Genomic DNA, 934 nt, shown 5'->3' on the forward strand with positions numbered 1-934 from the left:
ATGATTATGCCCGCAGAGGCTCCATGTCAAGTCGCTACTGGTCATACTTGTGCGTCCTGCTGTTTTTGGGAACCGGCAGATTGGCCGAAAACATTTCTTTCCCACCCTTTGTTTCCCTTTGTATAACTCATTAAAACTGCCCCAATTAAACGAAAAGCCGATTGGGTATTCGGGAAAATCCTGATAACTTGTTCACGTCGGCGCACCTCTTGATTAAGACGTTCCAAATGATTTGTAGAACGAATAAATTTACGATGTCTTAACGGGAAATTAAGGTTTTGTATCGCATCATCGAATCCGTCATCTAGTATGGTTAGTGCTTTTTCAAATCGCTTTTCCTCTGAATATTTATCGAAAAATAGATCTTTCAGTCGGCGAATAGTGTCTACATCTTCTGCAGCAAAAATACTGTTTAATAGACTTCTAGCTTCATCACAATCTTTTTTCGGAAAACAATCTGCAATATTCCTTCTAAAATGAACAGTACAACGTTGCCAAGCCGTTCCTAAAAACTTTTCTTGGATTGCTTTTTTCAAGCCTTTATGCGCATCCGAGGTGACCAGTTTTGGGGACTGTAAGCCCCTAGAGATAAGGCTTTGTAAGAAGTTAGCCCAACTTTCATAACTCTCGTTATGATCCACTTTCATACCTAGAATTTCCCTGTATCCAGCCTCGTTTATCGCAATCGCGATATAAACTGCTTTCGATACAACACGATGGTGTTCACGTACTTTAATATACATTGCATCCAAAAAAAGATAAGGATAATAAGTTGTATTTAAAGGTCGCTCAGCCCACTCTTTCACGATTGGATCCAACTTGGCAGTTAAGGATGAAACGAATGATTTAGAAATACTTTCTCCACAAAGCTGTTCCACAATATTGGTAACCTTGCGAGTCGAGACGCCATTTACAACCATCTCGAGCATAGATA

1 protein-coding gene is annotated in these 934 nt (G+C 39.8%); it reads right to left on the reverse strand.

Annotated elements, in window-relative coordinates:
• Positions 1 to 41: 41 nt before the first annotated feature.
• Positions 42 to 934, reverse strand: an 893-nt coding sequence (locus ACFSFY_RS07365; RefSeq protein ID WP_381536722.1) for an IS256 family transposase, incomplete at its 5' end; no start/stop codon positions are given.

The sequence above is a fragment of the Sporosarcina siberiensis genome (assembly GCF_042681925.1).
Lineage (GTDB): Bacteria > Bacillota > Bacilli > Bacillales_A > Planococcaceae > Sporosarcina > Sporosarcina siberiensis.